The organism is Pseudomonas baetica (genome assembly GCF_019733355.1).
GTDB classification, from domain to species: Bacteria; Pseudomonadota; Gammaproteobacteria; order Pseudomonadales; family Pseudomonadaceae; genus Aquipseudomonas; species Aquipseudomonas baetica_A.
The window spans coordinates 159,289-176,210 of record NZ_JAIHLQ010000005.1; the positions used below are offsets into that span (position 1 = coordinate 159,289).

The following is a 16,922-nucleotide window of genomic DNA, read 5'->3' on the forward strand; positions in this document are numbered from 1 at the left end:
TCAAGGGAGAGACACTATGTACTTGACGCCTCAGCACGTATTGCTTGCCGGAGCCACCGGTTTGACCGGTGAACACCTACTCGACCGTTTGCTCAACGAGCCAACGATTTCTCGCGTGCTCGCCCCTTCCCGTCGACCATTGGCGGAACACCCGCATCTGGAAAACCCGGTCGGCGACCCGCAGGTTTTTCTGCCGCAACTCAGCGGCCGTGTCGACATCGCCTATTGCTGCCTCGGCACCACCATCAAACAGGCCGGCTCCGAAGCAGCCTTTCGTGCGGTCGACCTGGACATGGTGGTGGCGTTCGCCAAACGCGCACGGGAGATGGGCGCACGGCACCTGATCGTGATCAGCGCACTGGGCGCCGATCCGAAATCATCGATTTTCTACAATCGGGTCAAGGGTGAAATGGAACAGGCATTGCGCGCGCAAGGCTGGCCGCAACTGACCATTTGCCGACCATCGCTGCTGCTCGGTGAACGCACCGAACCGCGTCTGGGCGAGCAACTGGCGGCGCCGTTTTCGAAACTGATCCCCGGTAAATACCGTGGCATCGAGGCCTGCCAACTGGCCAGAGCCATGTGGCGCCTGGCGCTGGAAGAACAGGATGGGGTGCGGGTGATTGAGTCAGATGAGTTGCGCAAGCTTGGCAAGTAGTTTTGTGGTGTCTGGGCTGACCTCTTCGCGAGCAAGCCCGCACACACACAGTAATCTTCCGCGAACAAAAACTTGGCGTACGACTCTATCCCTGTGGGAGCGTGGCTTGCCCGCAAATGGAGTGCGAGCACTCCCCTACAATCCACCAGTCGCCTGAAACCCCACACCAATCACCGTGAGCAACGACAACGGCAGTAACAGAGTATCGAGCAAAGCGCTGACTGGCAGATCCACGCCCGGATAGCTCGGCGCCTCAGCCCCGAATCGATCCATCGCGCAACACCCGCCATTGATCGCATACAAGTCCAGCCGCGTACCGGCATACACCACCGGCGCCCCCGGCTTGGCGGCATCGAGCGTGCGCGCCGTAGCACAACCGGCCAGTTGCAGCGCCAGCACAACGATCAGCAGCTTATTCATCGCTGCTCAGATGATGCTCGCCCCAACGCGGCAGCATGTCTTGGGGAATGCCCAGCAGATTGAGAATCCGCGCCACGACGAAGTCGATCAGGTCATCGATGGTCTGCGGCTGATGATAGAAACCCGGCGACGCCGGCAGGATGGTCACGCCCATGTTCGACAACTTGAGCATGTGCTCCAGATGAATGCTCGAATACGGCGCCTCACGCGGGACCAGAATCAACTGGCGGCGCTCCTTTAGCGTCACGTCGGCGGCGCGCTCGATCAGGTTGTTGCAGGCCCCGGTGGCAATCGCCGACAGCGTGCCGGTGGAGCATGGCACGACGACCATCGCCGCAGGTGCACCGGAGCCGGAGGCCACCGGCGACATCCAGTCTTCCTTGCCATACACGCGAATCTGCCCGGCGGCCGCTCCGGTGTATTCGGTGAGAAATGCCTGCATCGTCTGCGGTTTGGGCGGCAGCGACACATCGGTCTCGGTGGCCATCACCAGTTGCGCAGCCTTGGAGATCAGGAAGTGCACTTCGCGATCTTCACGCACCAGACAATCGAGCAGGCGCAAACCGTACTGCGCGCCTGAAGCGCCGGTCATTGCCAGCGTGATGCGTTCGGGGCCATTGCTCTCCAAACGAGTGTTCATTGCAGCGCCTCGGCGAGTTTGCCGTGCAGGCCGCCGAAGCCGCCGTTGCTCATGATCACGACGTGAGTGCCGGGCTGAGCCTGGCTCTTCACCCGTTCGATAATGCCTTCCAGTGAATCGCTGACAATCGACGGCACCGTGCACAACGCAGCGGTGGCGGCCAGATCCCAGCCGAGGTTGGCCGGCGCGTACCAGATCACCTGATCGGCATCGACCACGCTGTCCGGCAAGCCGTCACGGTGAGCGCCGAGCTTCATCGAGTTGGAACGCGGCTCGATGATCGCGATCAAGGGCGCATCGCCGATGCGCTTGCGCAAGCCGTCGAGGGTGGTGGCAATCGCCGTCGGATGGTGGGCGAAGTCGTCATAGATGGTGATGCCGCGCACCTCAGCGACTTTTTCCATCCGCCGTTTGACGTTCTTGAAGGCGCTCAGCCCGGCAATGCCCATCGTCGGCACCACGCCAACATGACGCGCCGCCGCCAGCGCGGCCAAGGCGTTGGCCACGTTGTGCTGACCGGTCAGCTCCCACTCGACGGTGCCTTGGGACACGCCTTCGAACATGACTTCGAACGCCGAACCGTCGTCTTTCAGCAACTTGACCTGCCACTGCCCCCCAACACCGGTGGTTTGCACCGGGGTCCAGCAGCCCATCTCGATCACACGCTGCAAGGCAGGTTCGGTGGTCGGATGAATGACCAGGCCTTCACTCGGGATCGTGCGCACCAGATGGTGGAATTGCCGCTCGATCGCTGGCAGATCCGGGAAGATGTCCGCGTGATCGAACTCAAGGTTATTGAGGATCGCCGTACGCGGGCGGTAGTGAACGAACTTCGAGCGTTTGTCGAAGAAGGCGCTGTCGTACTCGTCAGCCTCGATCACAAAGAACGGCGTGCCACCCAAGCGTGCGGACACCGAGAAGTTCTGCGGCACGCCGCCGATCAGGAAACCCGGGCTCATGCCGGCGTGTTCCAGCACCCAGGCAAGCATGCTGCTGGTGGTGGTTTTGCCATGGGTACCGGCGACGGCCAGCACCCAGCGACCTTGCAGCACATGATCGGCCAGCCACTGCGGGCCGGACACGTACGGCAGGCCTTTGTTCAGCACATATTCCACCGCCGGATTGCCGCGGGACATGGCGTTGCCGATCACCACCAGATCCGGTGCCGGATCGAGCTGGGCCGGGTCGTAGCCCTGAGTCAGCACAATGCCTTGGGCCTCAAGCTGCGTGCTCATCGGCGGATAGACGTTGGCGTCGGAGCCGGTCACATGATGGCCCAACTCTTTGGCCAGAACCGCCATCGAGCCCATGAAAGTCCCGCAGATACCCAGAATATGAATGTGCATAGTCGACCTCGTAAAACATGGCCGCAGGTTAGCGTAGGGAGGGGGAAATCGCACCTTGTGTTTCGCGCCTTCGCGAGCAAGCCCGCTCCCACAAACTCAGCGCCGTCCTTGTGACAGCGGGCTGCTCGCGAATGGCGCGACTCGGTTTAGCGGGCGATAGCGTGTTTGCGCAGCTTTCTGTAAAGCGTATTGCGACTGACCCCAAGCTGTTGCGCCGTTTGTGTCATGTGCCACCGCGTCTGTTCCAGCGCAGCGAGCAAGGCCAAGCGTTCGGCATCTTCAAGTGGATGCTCGGCCGCACAAACCTCCACAGCCACCCTCGGTCGCATTTGTCGAATCATCGCCGGCAAATCCTCCAGCCCGACCCGCCCGTCATCACACAACGCCGCCAACGTGCGCAGCACATTGCGTAACTGCCGCACATTGCCCGGCCAGTTGAACGCCAGCAACGCCGCACGCGCCGGCTCTTCGATCAGGATTGTTTCGCCACTCGCCTCTTCGGCCAGCAGAAAATCCAGCAATTGCGACTTGTCACTGCGATCACGCAATGCCGGCAACGCCACTTCCAACCCATTGAGCCGGTAATACAGATCCTCACGGAAACTGCCGTCCTCGACCCGTCCCAGCAGATTGCGGTGGGTAGCGCTGATGATCCGCACGTTGACCGCTTCGGGCTCACCGCCAATCGGCACCACCTGCCGATCTTCCAGCACCCGCAACAAGCGAGTCTGCAAGGCCAGCGGCATGTCGCCGATTTCATCAAGGAACAACGTACCGCCATCGGCCTGCTGCAACTTACCGCGCATACCGTCCTTGCGGGCGCCGGTGAAGCTGCCGCCGCGATAGCCGAACAGTTCGCTCTCGATCAGGCTCTCGGGGATTGCCGCACAGTTGAGCGCGACAAACGCCCTGTTCGATCGTTGACTGGCCTGATGCACAGCCTTTGCGAAAGCCTCTTTGCCGGAGCCAGTTTCACCGTTGATCAGCAGCGGTACATCGCGCTCGAACACGCGCAGGGCTTTACGAAAGTCCGCTTGCAGCGCCGCATCACCGAGGCAGATCCCCGACAGGCGCGCAGGCTCGGGTTTGATGGGAGCCGGGATGATCGGCATCGGTTTACGCGACTCGCCACGCAACACGGCAAACAAATGTCGCCCGTCACGGGTGCGCAGCGGCCAACTGGCGCTGGCGTTGGCACTCGCGCGGCCCAGCAACTCATCCAGCGAACAATCGAAAAACGCCTCGACCGGTTGGCCGAGCAACCCACCGCGGATATGCCCGAGCAGGTTCAGCGCACTCTGGTTGACCGCACTGATCCGCCCTTCTCCGTCAAACGCCAGCAAGCCTTCGCTGAACAGTCCGACGGACTCGGCCTGCAAATGAAAACGCAGCAACCATTGGTTATCGAAACAGCGCAGGAAGTAGCAACTCTCGATCATCTTCGCCGACAGATTGACCAGCGCCATGGTGTGGAACTGGCTCTGGCGCGAGACGTCGTGGCGCGCCGAAGACACGTCGAGCACCGCCAACAGTTCGCCGTGCGGGTCGAACACCGGGCTCGCCGAGCAGGTCAGGCCGGTGTGACGGCCGCGAAAGTGTTCATCTTGATGGATGGTCAGCGCCTGACGCTCGACCAGGCAAGTGCCGATGCCGTTGGTGCCTTCACAGGCTTCGCTCCAGTCAGCCCCCAGCCAGAGGCCGGCGCGCTCGAAAATCCTGCGCTCGGCGGGCGCGGTGACGCAGTTGAGGATCACCCCACGCGCATCGGTCAGCAACACCGCATGACCGGCGCCGGACAGTTGTTGATGCAGGCTGCTCATTTCATTGCCGGCGATCTGCAGAACCTGTTGCAGACGCTCGCGGCTTTCAAGCACGCGCCCGTGTTCGAGCACGGTGGGCGCCATGGCCAGGGCCGGGTCGAGGTGATAGTCCTCAAGACAACGCAGCCACGAGCGGGCAATCGAAGGATCGGCACCGGGCCCGTGCAGGTGCGGTTTGCCCTGGGTGGCCGTGAGAACCTGCTGGGCATGGCGACTCAAATGGTTGTCGTGCATTTCTTATTGTTCTCCCCGAGGCTCGACGGCCCAATGCTTGAGGTGACGCCCAGCATCCTCCAGCCACCGACGCATTGCAATGCTGGCGAGACTGTCCGGTCACTGGCTGTGCCGAAAACGGTACAAACTGTCACCCCCGCTGTACCGAAACCGTCACAGGTGCGCTCCGCCCGTCCGACAAAAACCACGCAAGGCCTTGATTTACCTGACCTGCACGGCAGTGGCCCAACCTTTGCTCTACGCTTATAGCAAGCGCACTTGCGCGTTTCTCTAATAAGTACAAAGCCAAGGAGAACATCATCATGCGTTACGCTCACCCCGGTACTGAAGGCGCCAAAGTCTCGTTCAAGAGCAAGTACGGTAACTACATCGGCGGCGAGTTCGTCGCGCCTTTCAAAGGTCAGTACTTCACCAACACCTCGCCAGTGAATGGCCAACCGATTGCCGAATTCCCGCGCTCCACTGCCGAAGACATCGACAAGGCACTGGACGCTGCCCACGCCGCAGCCGATGCGTGGGGCGCGACCTCCGTGCAGGCGCGCTCGCTGATCCTGCTGAAAATTGCCGACCGCATCGAACAGAACCTCGAACTGCTGGCAATCACCGAAACCTGGGACAACGGCAAAGCCATTCGCGAAACCCTCAACGCCGACATCCCGCTGGCGGCCGACCATTTCCGTTACTTCGCTGGCTGCCTGCGTGCCCAGGAAGGCAGCGCTGCCGAAATCGACGGCAACACCGTGGCGTATCACATTCATGAACCGCTGGGCGTGGTCGGTCAGATCATCCCGTGGAACTTCCCGCTGCTGATGGCCGCGTGGAAACTCGCCCCGGCGCTGGCCGCCGGCAACTGCGTGGTGCTCAAACCGGCCGAGCAAACGCCACTGGGCATCTGTGTGCTGATGGAAGTGATCGGCGACCTGCTGCCACCGGGCGTACTCAACGTGGTGCAAGGCTTCGGCAAAGAAGCCGGCGAAGCCCTCGCCACCAGCAAACGCATCGCCAAGATCGCCTTCACCGGTTCGACCCCGGTCGGCTCGCACATCATGAAGTGCGCCGCCGAGAACATCATTCCGTCCACCGTCGAACTGGGTGGCAAGTCGCCGAACATCTTCTTCGAAGACATCATGCAGGCCGAGCCGACCTTCATTGAGAAGGCCGCTGAAGGTCTGGTGCTGGCGTTCTTCAATCAGGGCGAAGTCTGCACCTGCCCTTCCCGCGCGCTGGTACAGGAATCGATCTACGACGAATTCATGAAAGTGGTGATGAAGAAGGTCCTGTCGATCAAACGTGGCGACCCGCTGGACACCGACACCATGGTCGGCGCCCAAGCGTCCGAGCAACAATTCGACAAGATCCTTTCATACCTGGAAATCGCCAAGGGCGAAGGCGCCGAACTGCTGACGGGCGGCAAGGTGGAAAAACTCGAGGGCAATCTGTCGACCGGGTATTACATCCAGCCGACCCTGCTCAAGGGCACCAACAAAATGCGCGTGTTCCAGGAAGAAATCTTCGGCCCAGTGGTGAGCATCACCACGTTCAAGGACGAAGCCGAAGCCTTGGCCATCGCCAACGACACCGAGTTCGGCCTCGGTGCGGGCCTGTGGACCCGCGACATCAACCGCGCCTACCGCATGGGCCGGGCGATCAAGGCCGGTCGCGTGTGGACCAACTGCTACCACCTGTACCCGGCGCATGCCGCGTTCGGCGGGTACAAGAAGTCCGGCGTTGGCCGTGAAACCCACAAGATGATGCTCGACCACTATCAGCAGACCAAAAACCTGCTGGTGAGCTACGACATCAATCCATTGGGCTTCTTCTAAAACCTGCGGCGACACCGATGGTTCGGTGTCGCCCGCTCAATCGCCTTCGCGAGCAAGCCCGCTCCCACAGGGGACTTGCTTCGGCCCACATGGTTGGATTCGGCACAGATCCGATGTGGGAGCGGGCTTGCTCGCGAAAGCGTCCTTAATGACACAACACACAAGGCCTGGCCGCTCTGGCACGGCCCTTGCGTACCCGTCATTCAGGATTTGCAGAAAAACTGCCGCTGCGTGAACAGCACTCATCCACCCCAACCGCCACACCCGAAAGTCCAACAGATCAAACAATAAAAAAGACAGCGAGGACTTATGACTACCACCACACAACTCAAACCCACACTCGGCACCCTGCACCTATGGGGCATTGCCGTCGGCCTGGTGATTTCCGGCGAATACTTCGGCTGGAGTTACGGCTGGGGCACCGCAGGCACCTTGGGTTTTCTGGTCACGGCCCTGATGGTCGCGACCATGTACACCTGCTTCATCTTCAGTTTCACCGAATTGACCACCGCGATTCCCCACGCCGGCGGGCCGTTTGCCTACAGCCGTCGGGCGTTCGGCGAAAAAGGCGGGTTGATCGCCGGCATCGCCACGCTGATCGAGTTCGTCTTCGCACCACCGGCCATCGCGATGGCCATCGGCGCCTACCTCAATGTGCAATACCCCGAGCTTGATCCGAAGATCGCTGCAGTCGGCGCCTATTTCGTGTTCATGACCCTGAACATTCTCGGCGTGAGCATCGCCGCGACCTTTGAGTTGGTGGTCACTGTGCTGGCCGTCGCCGAATTGCTGGTGTTCATGGGCGTGGTCGCGCCGGGCTTCAGTTTCAGCAATTTCGTGCTCAACGGCTGGTCGGGCTCCAACGAGTTCACCCTGGGTTCGATCCCCGGGATCTTTGCCGCGATACCGTTCGCGATCTGGTTCTTCCTCGCCATCGAAGGTGCGGCCATGGCGGCCGAGGAAGCCAAAGACCCGAAACGCACCATTCCCAAGGCTTATGTCAGCGGCATCCTGACTTTGGTGTTCCTCGCCATCGGCGTGATGGTGATGGCCGGCGGCGTTGGCGACTGGCGCCAACTGTCGAACATCAACGATCCGCTGCCGCAGGCCATGAAAGCGGTGGTCGGCAACAATTCGTCATGGATGCACATGCTGGTCTGGATCGGCCTGTTCGGTCTGGTGGCGAGTTTCCACGGCATCATTCTTGGCTACTCGCGCCAGTTCTTCGCCCTCGCCCGCGCCGGTTACCTGCCGAAAAGTCTGGCCAAACTCTCGCGGTTCCAGACGCCCCATCGCGCGATTCTGGCCGGTGGCGTGATCGGCATCGCTGCGATCTACAGCGACGGCCTGGTCAATCTGCAAGGCATGACGCTGACCGCGGCGATGATCACCATGTCGGTATTCGGCGCGATCGTGATGTACATCATCAGCATGCTTAGCCTGTTCAAACTGCGCAAAACCGAGCCGAACCTGGAACGCACCTTCCGCGCCCCGGGCTATCCGGTGGTGCCGGCCAGCGCGCTGTTTCTGGCCGTGGTGTGCCTGGTGGCGATGGCGTGGTTCAACACGCTGATCGGCTGTGTGTTCCTTGGTTTCATGGCCATTGGGTATCTGTATTTCCAGTTGACCGCCAAGCAACGCGCCGACGCACCGACAGACGCTATGCTCGAAGGTATCTAGTTGCACCGGTACCGGGCCTTGCGCCCGGTACCCGCATTATTGAAGTGCATGGAGATCCAATGTGGGAGGGGGCTTGCTCGCGAATGCGGCGTGTCATTCAACAATGATGTCGCCTGACACTACGTAATCGCGAGCAAGCCCGCGCCCACAGGGGACTGAGTTATCCACAGAATCAGGAGGACACCGCCCCATGGCCGCATTTGCCCATTCCGTCGGCGCCCAGACCTATCGCTTCGACAGCCTCAAGGACGTCATGGCCAAGGCCAGCCCGGCACGTTCCGGGGACTTTCTCGCCGGTGTCGCCGCGCTCAACGACGGTGAGCGCGTGGCCGCGCAAATGGCGCTGGCCGATATCCCGCTCACGCACTTTCTGCAAGAAGTGCTGATTCCCTATGAGTCCGATGAAGTCACCCGCCTGATCATCGACACCCATGACAAACAGGCCTTCGCCGTGGTCAGCCACCTCACCGTCGGCGGTTTTCGCGACTGGCTGCTCAGCGAGGCCGCCGATGAAACCAGCCTGCGTAATCTCGCGCCCGGCCTGACCCCGGAAATGGTCGCCGCCGTGTCGAAGATCATGCGCGTGCAGGATCTGGTGTTGGTGGCGCAGAAAATCCGCGTAGTGACCAAGTTTCGCGGCACCCTCGGCCTGCGCGGGCGCCTGTCAACTCGCCTGCAACCCAACCACCCGACCGACGAGCCGTCCGGCATTGCCGCAAGCATTCTTGACGGTCTGCTGTACGGCAACGGCGACGCGATGATCGGCATCAACCCGGCCACCGACAGCATCGCCTCAATCTGCGCGATGCTGGAAATGCTCGACGCGATCATCCAGCGCTACGACATTCCGACCCAAGCCTGCGTGCTGACCCACGTCACCACCTCCATCGAAGCGATCAACCGTGGCGTGCCGTTGGACCTGGTGTTCCAGTCGATCGCCGGCACCGAAGCGGCCAACGCCAGTTTCGGTATCAACCTGAATGTGTTGCAGGAAGGCTACGACGCCGGTTTAAGCCTGAACCGCGGCACCCTTGGGCAAAACCTGATGTATTTCGAAACCGGTCAGGGCAGCGCCCTGTCGGCCAACGCCCACCATGGCGTCGATCAACAGACCTGCGAGACCCGAGCCTACGCTGTGGCCCGCCATTTCAAGCCGTTTCTGGTGAACACCGTCGTAGGATTTATCGGCCCGGAATACCTCTACAACGGCAAACAGATCATTCGCGCCGGCCTCGAAGATCACTTCTGCGGCAAGTTGCTCGGCGTGCCGATGGGTTGCGACATCTGCTACACCAACCACGCCGAGGCCGATCAGGACGACATGGACACCCTGCTGACCCTCTTGGGTGTCGCCGGGATCAACTTCATCATGGGCATCCCCGGCTCCGACGACATCATGCTCAACTACCAGACCACCTCGTTCCACGACGCGCTCTACGCCCGCCAGACCCTGGGCCTGAAACCGGCGCCGGAATTCGAGCAATGGCTGGCGAACATGGGCATTTTCACTCAGGCGGACGGCAAGGTTCGCTTCGGCAACAACCTGCCGCCGGCCTTCCGCCAGGCCTTGGCGCAACTGGGATGAGTCTTATGGAAAACCCGCCCGTCGACCCGCAAAACCCATGGCTGGAACTGCGTCGCCTGACCCCCGCGCGGATCGCCCTCGGCCGCACCGGCACCAGCCTGCCGACCCGCGCACAACTGGATTTCCAGTTCGCCCACGCCCAGGCGCGGGATGCGGTGCATCTGCCGTTCGATCATGCCGGGCTCAGCGCCCAACTCAATGAGCGCGGGCGCCAGACGTTGCTGCTGCACAGCGCGGCGGTGGATCGCAACAGCTACCTGCAACGCCCCGATCTGGGGCGCAAGTTGAGTGATGACTCAGCCCAGGCTCTGCGCGACTATGCGGCGACCAATCCCGGCGGCGTGGATCTGGCGATTGTCGTCGCCGATGGTTTGTCGGCGCTGGCCGTGCATCGCCACACGCTGCCACTGCTGACCCGACTGGAAGAGCAAATGAGCGCCGATGGCTGGTCCGCTGCGCCGGTCATCCTCGTGGAACAGGGCCGCGTCGCGGTCGGCGATGAAATAGGTGAACGGCTGGGCGCAAAAATGCTGGTGATGCTGATTGGCGAACGCCCGGGCCTCAGTTCGCCCGACAGCCTGGGGGTGTATTTCACCTACAATCCAAAGATCGGGCTGACCGATGCCTACCGCAACTGCATTTCCAATGTGCGGCTTGAGGGCTTGAGCTACGGCATGGCGGCACATCGCTTGCTGTACCTGATGCGCGAAGCCTGCCGACGGCAACTGTCGGGGGTCAATCTGAAGGACGAAGCACAGGTTCAGACGCTGGAGTCGGAGGCCGGTGCGGACATGAAAGGAAACTTCCTACTCGGCCCGTCGACAACCTGAACCGATTCCGCATTGCGTTTCTGCGCCGGTATCAGGCAGGATCGACGCACGGCCGCCAGGGTTTCCCATCGCCGTCAGAGCAGTTGAAGACAGCCACTTGAAGACGAGACCTATCATGCGGATTATTCAAGCGACCCTCGAACACCTGGATTTACTGACTCCGATGTTCGTCACCTATCGTGAGTTCTACGGTTCACTGCCTTACCCGGATTCCTCCCGCGCGTTTCTCGAAAAACGCCTGCGCCGCAAGGAATCGGTGATCTATCTGGCCCTCGCCGACGATGACGACAAGAAGCTGATGGGCTTCTGTCAGCTCTATCCAAGTTTCTCTTCGTTGTCGCTCAAGCGCGTGTGGATCCTCAACGACATCTATGTCGCCGAAGACGCCCGCCGCCAACTGGTCGCCGACAACCTGATTCGCACCGCGAAGAAAATGGCCAAGGAAACCCAGGCCGTGCGCATGCGCGTTTCCACCAGTGCCGATAACGAAGTGGCACAGAAAACCTACGAGTCCATCGGGTTCAAGGAAGACACCGAGTTCAAGAACTACGTGCTGCCGATCAGCGACGAGCTCTGAACCCAAAAGATCGCAGCCTTCGGCAGTGCCTACAGAACAACTCATTGCAATGTAGGCGCCGCCGAAGGGCGCGATCTTTTAGCGTCACGCCCCCCCATCGTCCCTGACAATTGTTCACACCCAGACATCCCTCGCTACAAAACCAACGCGCTTTTCACCTCTCAGACCGTATAATCCCGAGCTTTCCGGCTTGTAAGAAAAACTACACCTCGATGTAGGCTTACACGAAGTCATCCGCACAGGCCTGCAGAGTCGGGCCGCCACACAGGTGCCCCCATGGATTTCAACCCGCTCGACCTTATCCTGCATCTCGACGTTTACCTCGACTTGCCGGTGAACAACTATGGGCCCTGGATCTACGCCATTCTGTTTCTGGTGATTTTCTGTGAAACCGGTCTGGTGGTGATGCCCTTCCTGCCAGGTGATTCGCTGTTGTTCATCGCCGGTGCTGTAGCGGCAGGTGGTGGCATGGACCCAGTCCTGTTGGGCGGTCTGCTGATGCTGGCAGCGATCATGGGCGACAGCACCAATTACGTGATCGGACGAACAGTCGGCGAAAAACTGTTCAGTAACCCCAACTCGAAAATCTTCCGTCGCGACTACCTGCAACAAACCCACGACTTCTACGACAAGCACGGTGGCAAAACCGTGACCCTGGCGCGCTTCCTGCCCATCATTCGCACCTTCGCGCCATTCGTCGCCGGTGTGGCGAAGATGCCTTACCCGCGCTTCTTCGGCTTCAGTGTGTTCGGCACGGTGCTGTGGGTCGGTGGTCTGGTGACCTTGGGTTACTTCTTCGGCAACGTGCCATTCATCAAGAAAAACCTGTCGTTGCTGGTGCTCGGCATCATCCTGCTGTCGCTGGTGCCGATGATCATTGGCGTGGTACGCAGCCGACTCGGCAGCGCCAAAGCCCAATCGCACTAAGCCGATGTGGTCACTGAGCGCCTGGCGTCGCCGGCGCATCCTGGCCAGGCACCCGATTGCCGACGACCTGTGGCAACGGGTGCGCCATCACCTGAGCTTTCTCGACGGCATCAGTGCAGCCCAAGACCAATGGCTGCGTGAAGCCTGCGTGCTGTTTCTCGAAGAAAAACACCTGACCGCCCTGCCCGGCGTTGAACTGCACCAGGAACAACGCCTGCTGCTTGCCGCTCAAGCCCAGTTGCCATTGCTCAATCTGGGCGATCTGAACTGGTACCAGGGTTTTCACGAGATCGTCCTCTATCCCGATGACTTCCTCAGCCCGCAGCGCCATCGCGATGCCAGCGGCGTCGAACATGAATGGGATGGCGAACACAGCGGCGAGGCCTGGCAACAGGGGCCGATCATCCTGGCCTGGCCGGGCGTAATGGCCAGTGGTGGCTGGGAAGGTTACAACCTGGTCATCCACGAACTGGCGCACAAACTCGACATGCTCAACGGCGATGCCAACGGCCTGCCGCCGCTGCACGCCGACATGCGCGTCAGCGACTGGGCCGAGGTGATGCAAAAGGCCTACGACGACCTCAACCGCCAACTAGACCGCAATCCGGACGCCGAAACCGCCATCGACCCCTACGCGGCCGAAAATCCTGCCGAGTTCTTCGCCGTCACCAGCGAATACTTCTTCAGCGCACCCGATCTGCTGCACAAGGCTTATCCACAGGTCTACTTGCAACTGAAGCTTTTCTACCGGCAGGATCCACTGGGCAGGCTGCGACAACTTCAGGCCCAAGACCCGGTCTATCAGGCTCACGACTAAGGTCTGCACGACTTTCGGTGCGTGGCATCGGCGGCGGAATATGCCTATAATCGCCGCCACTTTTTGGTCAATCCGGCCAAGTGTTTTTGGTCAACTACGGGGGCAACGCCCAATGAGCTACAGCAAGATTCCGGCTGGCAAAGACCTGCCGAACGACATCTACGTCGCGATCGAGATCCCGGCCAACCACGCGCCGATCAAATACGAAATCGACAAAGACAGCGATTGCCTGTTCGTTGACCGTTTCATGGCCACCCCAATGTTCTACCCGGCCAACTACGGTTACATCCCGAACACCCTGGCTGACGACGGTGACCCCCTCGACGTGCTGGTCGTGACCCCTTACCCGGTTGCTCCAGGCTCGGTGATCCGCGCCCGTCCAGTCGGCATCCTGAACATGACCGACGACGGCGGCGGCGATGCCAAAGTCATCGCAGTCCCACACGACAAACTGTCCCAGTTGTACGTGGACGTGAAGGAATACACCGACCTGCCGCCACTGCTGATCCAGCAGATCGAGCACTTCTTCGCGAACTACAAAGATCTCGAAAAAGGCAAATGGGTCAAGATCGAAGGCTGGGCCGGTGCAGACGCCGCCCGCGAAGCGATCACCAAGTCGGTTGCTGCCTACAAAGGCTAAGCGCCTGCAACCTGCGTGATGCTTGAAGAAGACCCCGTTTGATACGGGGTTTTTTATGCGCGAGAACATCCTGCTTAAACGCAACGTTTAAAGCAGACGTAACAAAGTTTTAACCTGTTTAATTTCCCACAAGACGGGCTTACATCCCGTCGCAAAATTCAGCCTTTTTTTGAACGCAAAGTTTATTCAAACCGCTCTAGCACGGCCGTAGACTCCGTGTTTATGAGAAAGAACACTAGCGGTCCAAGATTCAAGGCACTCCTGGAAGCAGCGAACATCACCACCACGGGATTCGCAAAGTTCTGGGGCACGGAAGCCCAAAATGTCCACAACTGGTACACCCGGGGCGTCCCGGCGTATCGCATGGAAGAAGTCTCACGCCTGCTGTCCGTTAACAGCGAATGGCTGAAGACCGGCGAAGGCATAAAGGAGTTGCCGAGCCTGACGCCGCCCGCCAGCAATGGCGACACCTTCGACGCCCATGCCATCCGCGGCGTCTACACCGTCATCGATCCCAACGACATCGACCTGGTGTTCTTCAAGGAAACGCCCCTCACCGACGGCTCCGGCAAAACCCACGTCATCCACGACACGGACCAATCCATCCGCCTGCTGCGCGCGCACCTCGATCAACTGGAAATCCGTCACTCCGACGCCATCTGCGCGCACATGATCGGCAACAGCATGGCCGACCGCATCGAAGACGGCTCCATCGTCGCCATCGACCGCGGCCTCACTCAAGTGGTGGATGGCGAGATCTACGCCATCGAACACGACGGCATGCTGCGCATCAAATACCTGCACCGCATGCCCGGCAACGGCCTGCGAATGCGCAGCCACAACAGCGCCGAATACCCGGACGAAGTGTTCCGCCCCGCGCAGATAGAAGAGCAACGGATTCATATATTGGGCTGGGTGTTCTGGTGGTCGATGCTGAGCAAACGCCGGCCGGTGGTACCGTTTCTCTAAACCGAAGGCTTGCTCCTCCCCTGTAGGAGTGAGCCTGCTCGCGATGAGGCCCGGATAGACAGTACAAATCTCGGATTTTGGTCAGTCAGATCGCTCTAACTCGCACTTCCCACTGGGAATCCAAAGCAAAACTCAGTATCCTGCGCCCCACATTCGCGCATCGACCCGCTCCCGCGGCTCAGATGACGCCCGACGCGGCAGACCAACGTCTACCAAGTCCCACAGCCGGACGCAGATCCGGGTGTACGTTTTGAAGGCTGGCGCGGTTTACCAAAAATAAACCAAGCCAGTCCCCGAGAAGCCGGCCACAAGCCGGCTTTTTAATGCCCGAAATCCACGTATAGCAAGGCCTTAAGAAGATCGCCGCATCTGACCCCCACTCTGACCCCCACTACCGCGCGGTGTTGGCCTCATCTGGTTCCATCTGAACAAAGCCGGGGAAATTCTGATCATGTGCATATCTTTCAATGGGCTTTACTCGCTGCTTATTGAAACGGACTAGGTTCCAGAATGAAGCTGAGCAGAATGAAGGTGGTTAGCGAACTGTGTCGCCTGGCCAACAAGCCCGAAGCAACGCCAAGGGCACGCCTGATTTGCATTAGGCGCATATGCCGGATCTACGCGGGCGATTTGGCATGGATCGAGGAGAGCCGGACAAATTATCGACGGGCCAGCACGATCGCCAAGCAAGGCCTCCCGTTTACAGCTCGTAAAGTGGAGATGCTCGACCTGGCCGCCGACCTGAACCTGAAGGTCGAAGAGCAGGCGATGCTAGAAGCCTTGGCCAACTATGCCTGGGACACTATGGTCGGTGAGCATGGCACCATCGAAGCATTTGGCTTTGATGCGCTATGCGATGTGCTCAACGTAAACCCGACCCGCCGTGCCGAGTATCAAAGTGCTGCCAGCCTGGCGGAGCTGGTGCTTGCTGGCGCCGAGGATTGCGCTGATAGTTACAGGGCCCTCCCGACTCCCGCCGGGCTGGGCCCCTTGCACCTGGCTTGCATGTGCTTGAATCAACGGTGCCTCACAATGCGGCCAAACCTAACCTTGGTCTGACCGCCCCCAAGCAATTTTCAAATGCGCCGGGTGGCCTGCCAATCGCTCTTGTCCCAAGACTGGTGAGTGCTCATGGTGACCTGCAGGGTCATTTGAACAAAGCGGCCGAGGCCGTCGATGGGCGCGCTCAAGGGCATGCCGACAGATTCGATCACCAGCGGCGCATACCGTCGGCCCTTATAGACCATGGCAATCATGCACGGGCTAAACGAGGGCAGCATGGCGTCAATCAATCCCTTCTCGCCAGACAGAAAACTCAGGGCGCCAGTCAGCATGGTGCCCTCGGGTGCCAGTTTCTGAGGGTGGGCCCAGTTCAGGAACTGTTCCAAAGGCCTTTCAACCTCGGCATTAGGATCACGCCAAGCACGAAAAAGCAGTGTGACGCTAATCTTGTGTGGCGCTGACCCGCTAAAAATCTGCGTAGAGTTTAGTTTGGTCATCCCGTTGCGGCCTCGAGCTTCGTCGAGGTTGCCGGCGGCCGATTTGATCTTGTCACCAATATCACTGCCGACTGTGCGCCCAGCTGCCGCACCGATAGACTCGATCAGTGGTTTCAAAGCGCCAGACTGGAGCATGCCCATCAACGCCGGGGCTCGACTCTCGGGGCCGGAGCCCTCAAAGGGTGACTGCCAATTGAACGTCATCTGAATGTCGGCTTCTTCGGTCACTGCGGCCTTGACCACGATGTCATCGACTGTGCGCCCTAGATGATCCACCTCATAAAACCTGGCGACCAGGTGCGGATTCAGTCCGTCCCAAATGGAAGTTATCTCGTTCAGAGGGTTTTCGGAGGCAGCGTTGCTGCTGCGCTGTCCGAGGACTGGAACAGTGGACATATTGGATACCTGGTATTGACCTAATGTCTCCGTATTGTTGGTGCCGCCGCTATAGTTGCCG

General features: G+C 60.1%; 16 protein-coding genes. 11 read left to right on the forward strand and 5 right to left on the reverse strand.

What is annotated here, in order from left to right:
- Positions 1-16: 16 nt before the first annotated feature.
- Entirely contained in the window at positions 17-658 is a 642-nt protein-coding gene (locus tag K5E40_RS06690; RefSeq protein WP_221730203.1) for an oxidoreductase, read from the forward strand.
- Positions 659-793: 135 nt separating this feature from the next.
- Here the strand turns inward: K5E40_RS06690 and K5E40_RS06695 are convergent, their stop codons facing one another.
- The 4 genes from K5E40_RS06695 to K5E40_RS06710 all read right to left on the reverse strand — a co-directional run bounded on the left by K5E40_RS06695 (position 794) and on the right by K5E40_RS06710 (position 5,118).
- Complete coding sequence (locus K5E40_RS06695) at positions 794-1,078, reverse strand: YceK/YidQ family lipoprotein (RefSeq protein WP_221730204.1); 285 nt, start codon at positions 1,076-1,078, stop codon at positions 794-796.
- Positions 1,071-1,718: a flavin prenyltransferase UbiX gene (gene ubiX / locus K5E40_RS06700; protein ID WP_221730205.1), complete on the reverse strand. Its 648-nt coding sequence runs from the start codon at positions 1,716-1,718 to the stop codon at positions 1,071-1,073. The genes K5E40_RS06695 and ubiX overlap by 8 nt, the downstream gene beginning before the upstream one ends.
- Positions 1,715-3,064 (reverse strand): UDP-N-acetylmuramate:L-alanyl-gamma-D-glutamyl-meso-diaminopimelate ligase, encoded by a 1,350-nt coding sequence (gene mpl, locus K5E40_RS06705; RefSeq protein WP_221730206.1) that lies wholly within the window; start codon positions 3,062-3,064, stop codon positions 1,715-1,717. The genes ubiX and mpl overlap by 4 nt, the downstream gene beginning before the upstream one ends.
- A 146-nt stretch (positions 3,065-3,210) precedes the next feature.
- The gene (locus tag K5E40_RS06710; RefSeq protein ID WP_221730207.1) at positions 3,211-5,118 is read right to left on the reverse strand and encodes a sigma-54-dependent Fis family transcriptional regulator; all 1,908 of its coding nucleotides are present in this window, start codon (positions 5,116-5,118) and stop codon (positions 3,211-3,213) included.
- 302 nt (positions 5,119-5,420) lie between these two features.
- Here K5E40_RS06710 and K5E40_RS06715 point away from each other — a divergent pair, with 302 nt between their 5' ends.
- The 10 genes from K5E40_RS06715 (at position 5,421) to K5E40_RS06760 (ending at position 16,025) form a co-directional block, all read left to right on the forward strand.
- Entirely contained in the window at positions 5,421-6,941 is a 1,521-nt protein-coding gene (locus K5E40_RS06715; protein ID WP_221730208.1) for an aldehyde dehydrogenase family protein, read from the forward strand.
- A 309-nt stretch (positions 6,942-7,250) separates the two neighbouring features.
- The gene (gene eat / locus K5E40_RS06720) at positions 7,251-8,621 is read left to right on the forward strand and encodes an ethanolamine permease (protein WP_221730209.1); all 1,371 of its coding nucleotides are present in this window, start codon (positions 7,251-7,253) and stop codon (positions 8,619-8,621) included.
- A 190-nt stretch (positions 8,622-8,811) separates the two neighbouring features.
- Positions 8,812-10,206, forward strand: a complete 1,395-nt coding sequence (locus tag K5E40_RS06725; RefSeq protein ID WP_221730210.1) for an ethanolamine ammonia-lyase subunit EutB — start codon at positions 8,812-8,814, stop codon at positions 10,204-10,206.
- A gap of 5 nt (positions 10,207-10,211) precedes the next feature.
- Positions 10,212-11,036, forward strand: coding sequence for an ethanolamine ammonia-lyase subunit EutC (gene eutC / locus K5E40_RS06730; protein WP_221730211.1), 825 nt, complete (start codon positions 10,212-10,214; stop codon positions 11,034-11,036).
- A 115-nt stretch (positions 11,037-11,151) separates the two neighbouring features.
- On the forward strand, positions 11,152-11,613 hold the full coding sequence (locus K5E40_RS06735; RefSeq protein WP_221730212.1) for an N-acetyltransferase: 462 nt from the start codon (positions 11,152-11,154) through the stop codon (positions 11,611-11,613).
- 276 nt (positions 11,614-11,889) lie between these two features.
- Positions 11,890-12,540, forward strand: coding sequence for a DedA family protein (locus K5E40_RS06740; protein ID WP_221730213.1), 651 nt, complete (start codon positions 11,890-11,892; stop codon positions 12,538-12,540).
- A gap of 4 nt (positions 12,541-12,544) precedes the next feature.
- Complete coding sequence (locus tag K5E40_RS06745; RefSeq protein ID WP_221730214.1) at positions 12,545-13,357, forward strand: zinc-dependent peptidase; 813 nt, start codon at positions 12,545-12,547, stop codon at positions 13,355-13,357.
- A 112-nt stretch (positions 13,358-13,469) separates the two neighbouring features.
- Complete coding sequence (gene ppa / locus K5E40_RS06750) at positions 13,470-13,997, forward strand: inorganic diphosphatase (RefSeq protein WP_003205933.1); 528 nt, start codon at positions 13,470-13,472, stop codon at positions 13,995-13,997.
- Between the two features lie 222 nt (positions 13,998-14,219).
- Positions 14,220-14,966: a S24 family peptidase gene (locus K5E40_RS06755; protein WP_221730215.1), complete on the forward strand. Its 747-nt coding sequence runs from the start codon at positions 14,220-14,222 to the stop codon at positions 14,964-14,966.
- Between the two features lie 510 nt (positions 14,967-15,476).
- Positions 15,477-16,025, forward strand: coding sequence for a hypothetical protein (locus K5E40_RS06760; protein WP_153438014.1), 549 nt, complete (start codon positions 15,477-15,479; stop codon positions 16,023-16,025).
- 17 nt (positions 16,026-16,042) lie between these two features.
- Here the strand turns inward: K5E40_RS06760 and K5E40_RS06765 are convergent, their stop codons facing one another.
- The gene (locus K5E40_RS06765) at positions 16,043-16,861 is read right to left on the reverse strand and encodes a hypothetical protein (RefSeq protein ID WP_153438012.1); all 819 of its coding nucleotides are present in this window, start codon (positions 16,859-16,861) and stop codon (positions 16,043-16,045) included.
- Between the last annotated feature and the right edge of the window lie 61 nt (positions 16,862-16,922).